Below are 4,130 nucleotides of genomic sequence, written 5' to 3'. Positions count from 1 at the left end.
GTGGCTCCGGGATGACGGCGTTATCGGCCGGCCGGTGGATCTGGAGATCCTCGAAGACGGTTCCATGCTGGTATCCGATGACGATGCCGGCAGGATCTACCGAATAACCTACCAACCCTGATCCGGGAAGATGGGTGTTGGCTCATCCAAACGGCGAACTCACGCCGTGCAGGGTTCTTCCTCAAAAATACGGATTATCCCCAACCAAACTTTACCGAATCTTTATCCGATCTTTACCGAAGGTTTAAAGTCAAGGGTTATCATTTAACCAGCGCTACTGGTATCCGGTGTTCCGATGCTAAAAAAAACCGGATGTGTGCAACCGCGCTGCACCTTAAACCCTTTTCTATTTAAGGAGATCATCATGGTAAAGATTCTATTCAAGACATTGTTTGCTGTAGTGGTGGGGGCGGTTTTAAGCATGGGTCAAGCCGTGGCTGCCGAGTTCACCGTCACCGTCAAGAACCTGACCAACGGGATTTATTTCACCCCCCTGCTCATCACCGCCCACGACGGGGAGACCCATCTTTTCGAAACCGGTTCGCCAGCATCAGCGGCCCTGCAGGCCATGGCGGAAGGGGGCAAAATTTCCGGGCTGATTGAAATGGTGGGTGGTGAGGACCGGGACACGGTGGCCAATCCGGTCGGGGACGTGCTGCCGCCCGGTGGCATCGTCAGCGACGTTTATTTCAACACCAACCGTACCCGCAACCGTTACCTGTCATTGGTGGCCATGCTGCTGCCCACCAACGACGGCTTCGTGGGCCTCGATTCGCTGCGCATCCCCCGCATTCCGGGCACTTACCGATACTACCTGGTCGGCTACGATGCCGGCACCGAGGCCAATGATGAACGCATCACCGGCGGCGGGGATCCAGGTGTTCCGGGAATTCCAGCCGACCCCGGTGGCAATGCCGGCACCGGCGGCAGCGGTGTTGCCGACACTGATAAAAATTCGACGGTGCACATTCATCGGGGGGTGATCGGCGATACCGATTCCGGAGACGGCATCAGCGATCTGGACAGCACCATCCACCGCTGGCTGAATCCCGTTGCAGAGATAGTGATTGAAGTCCATTCACGACGACATGGCAGAGACCATTAGCGGAGCCGATTCAGTGCTTTCTTTAGCGTGAACATGGTTCAACTCTGGCTCGTCCGTAATACGATGAAGGCCTGCAATTGCCTCAGATGTCTATCGAGAAGTCTTTTTCGAGGCCCTTTATCTTGTTGAAGCCGTAGTTAAATTAGATTCTCTGCGGGCCCTATGTGATTCATTGGGCGTTGAGGCGGAATCAGTAGCAATACAATAAAAACGGCAGCCCGCGGTTGGATATCGCAGGCTGCCGTTTTCAAAGGAGGACCGATTGTCGTCGGGAGGAATCGGTCACACTGTCAAACACTTCCGAATTAAATGTCGTAGTACAGTTGAAACTCATGAGGATGCGGACGCAGCCGCACGGGGTTGACTTCATTTTCGGTCTTGTATTCGATCCACATGTCAATGACATCTTTGGTAAAGACGTCCCCTTTGAGCAGGAAGGCGTTGTCTTCGGCCAGGGCAGCCAGCGCTTCGTCCAGGGAACCCGGTGCAGACGGGATCTCGGCCAGCTCTTCGGGCGGCAGGTCATAGATGTTCTTGTCCAGCGGATCGCCCGGGTCGATCTTGTTCTGTATACCGTCGAGGACTGCCATCATGATAGCCGAAAAGGCCAGGTAACCGTTGCAGGACGGATCGGGAGTCCGGAACTCGATGCGCTTGGCCTTGGGCGACGCCGAGTACATGGGGATTCGGATGGCCGCGCTGCGGTTGCGGCTGGAGTAGGCCAGGTTCACCGGTGCCTCGAACCCAGGAACCAGCCGTTTGTAGGAGTTGGTGGTGGGGTTGGTGAAGGCGCACAGTGATTTACAATGCTTGAGAATGCCTCCGATGGCCCACAGGGCCTCCTGAGAGACGCCTGCGTATTTATCACCGGCGAAAAGGGGTTTGCCCTCTTTCCAGATGCTGACATGGGTGTGCATGCCGGTGCCGTTGTCGCCGTACAGCGGTTTGGGCATGAAGGTAACCGTGTGGCCGGCCTTGTGCGCCACATTTTTCACTACATACTTGAACCACATGAGCTGGTCGGCCATCTGAACCAAGGGTTTGAAGCGTATGTCGATTTCGGATTGACCGGCGGTGGCCACCTCATGATGCTGGCACTCCACATCGATACCCAGACTTTCCAGCGTAAGCATCATATCTGAACGCAGGTCCTGAAACTTATCCGACGGCGGTACGGGATAGTAGCCTTCCTTGTGGCGGAGTTTGTAGCCCAGGTTGGGGCCTTCATCTCGCGCCGAGTTCCAGATCCCTTCGACTGAATCGATGGAAAAAGCGGCACTCTGGGGATCGCTTTTGTAGCGGATGTCATCGAAGATAAAGAATTCCGCCTCTGGGCCGATAAAGGCCGTGTCGCCGATTCCGGTACTCTTGAGATAGGCCTCGACTTTCTTGGCGATGTTTCTCGGATCACGGGTGTAAGTTTCACGGGTGATGGGATCGGCGATATCTCCGATGAGCACCAGGGTGGGTGCCTTGAAAAAAGGATCGATTTTGGCGGTGGCCGCATCGGGGATCACCAGCATGTCGCTGGCGTTGATAGGCTGCCAGCCGCGGATGCTGGAGCCGTCAAAGCCGAAGCCGTCTTCGAAGCTGCCCTCGTTCAGTTCCCCGATGGGCACGCTGAAGTGCTGCCACATGCCCGGGAAATCCATGAAACGAATGTCCACGACCTTCGCGCCTTTTTCCTTCGCCATTGCCAATACTTGTTCTGGGGTCATAATTATCCTCCTGAAAATGTTGAATAGGTAGAAATACGATTTGAAAAGCGGTTCCTTCGATTAAATGGCATCTGTTCCTGTTTCGCCGGTACGTACCCGGATCACCTCTTCCACGGAGAATACGAAGATTTTTCCATCGCCGATTTTTCCGGTGTTAGCGGCTTTTTGAATGGCCTCCACCACCTGGGCGGAACGCTCCGAGTCCACGATAATCTCGATCTTAACCTTGGGGATGAAGTCCACCACATACTCGGCTCCGCGATAGATCTCTTTGTGTCCCTTCTGGCGTCCATAGCCTTTGACTTCCGAGATGGTCATTCCCTGAATGCCGATCTCGTTGAGGGCCTCTTTCACATCGTCCAATTTGAAGGGTTTGACGATGGCCTCGATCTTCTTCATTTTTCAACCTCCTGTTTTTATGAAACGAGAGAGCGATTGTCGCCTCCTCATGGGTGGGTTTCCGTCTTGAACTTCTTTTTTCCGGTTCCTCCGCGAACGTTGTTCAGTCATGGATCGGATCTTCACCCGGGAGAATTTCCAGGATGGCTGCTTTGACGGCCGCTACCTGCTGCGGTGCGTCCACCTTCTGGCCGTCAAAATCCCTGACGTAAAAAACATCCACTACTTGGTCTACCTTGGTGGCGATCTTGGCGACCCATATATCCAGGCCGCATTTGAAAAGCGCATCGGTTACCCGAAACAGCAGGCCCGGAAAATCAAATGTCACGACTTCGACAATGGTAAAAAAACTGGATGTTGCGTTGTCCACGAGTATTTCTGTGGGTCGCTCGGCCGTGTAGGGCAGGATCGGTGTCGCATCGTTTTTTTTGCGGGTCAGTTTATTTCCCAGGTCCAGCCGGTCGGACAAGGCCGCCTCAAGGTTATGGCGGGCCCGTTCCCAGCGCTCATCTTCGAAGATCGGATCCGGTGGTGGAGTCACTTCAAAGACGTCCAGGGCCATGTTGTTGCGCCAGGTAAAGACCTGAACATCGAGGATATCGATATTATTCAGGGTGAAAACGCCCGCAATCCTGGAAATAAGACCGGGTCGATCCATGGCGCAGATGGTTACAGTACGGGTATCTGCGCCCGGAGATCTTTCGACGTGCCAGACAAAGGGCCGGTCGCCGATCCCGGCGTAAAGCTGCAGGTGCTTCGGGATGTTGCCGACCGGGGTGTAGAGCATGTACCGGGGAGACATAAAGCTGAGCAACCGTTCCAACTGGTCCGGCGCCATTCCTGCAGGAATGGTGTCAACCACCGCCTGCCTCTTTTTCTCGACGGTTCTCACTGCACGACCGGAGGCC

The 4,130-nt window shown here is 54.8% G+C and carries 4 protein-coding genes; 1 reads left to right on the top strand and 3 read right to left on the bottom strand.

Annotated elements, in window-relative coordinates; genetic code table 11:
• Positions 1–364 precede the first annotated feature (364 nt).
• Positions 365–1,105 (top strand): spondin domain-containing protein, encoded by a 741-nt coding sequence (locus tag QNK41_RS14290; protein WP_319258076.1) that lies wholly within the window; start codon positions 365–367, stop codon positions 1,103–1,105.
• Between the two features lie 305 nt (positions 1,106–1,410).
• Here the strand turns inward: QNK41_RS14290 and glnA are convergent, their stop codons facing one another.
• The 3 genes from glnA to QNK41_RS14275 form a co-directional block, all read right to left on the bottom strand.
• Positions 1,411–2,823, bottom strand: a complete 1,413-nt coding sequence (gene glnA, locus QNK41_RS14285) for a type I glutamate--ammonia ligase (protein ID WP_319258075.1) — start codon at positions 2,821–2,823, stop codon at positions 1,411–1,413.
• Positions 2,824–2,883: 60 nt separating this feature from the next.
• Entirely contained in the window at positions 2,884–3,222 is a 339-nt protein-coding gene (locus QNK41_RS14280; protein WP_319258073.1) for a P-II family nitrogen regulator, read from the bottom strand.
• 103 nt (positions 3,223–3,325) lie between these two features.
• The coding region (locus QNK41_RS14275; protein ID WP_319258072.1) for an ACT domain-containing protein at positions 3,326–4,130 on the bottom strand (805 nt) is incomplete at its 5' end.

Origin of the sequence: Desulfosarcina sp. (assembly GCF_033791525.1) — a bacterium.
GTDB lineage: Bacteria > Desulfobacterota > Desulfobacteria > Desulfobacterales > Desulfosarcinaceae > Desulfosarcina.
The sequence above is the reverse complement of the archived record's forward strand: the minus strand, read 5'-3'. Positions and strand labels throughout refer to the sequence as shown.

Coding starts and splice junctions, on each gene's coding strand:
- QNK41_RS14290 (WP_319258076.1), top strand. CDS start 365: ATGGTAAAGATTCTATTCAAGACATTGTTTGCTGTAGTGGTGGGGGCG.
- glnA (WP_319258075.1), bottom strand. CDS start 2,823: ATGACCCCAGAACAAGTATTGGCAATGGCGAAGGAAAAAGGCGCGAAG.
- QNK41_RS14280 (WP_319258073.1), bottom strand. CDS start 3,222: ATGAAGAAGATCGAGGCCATCGTCAAACCCTTCAAATTGGACGATGTG.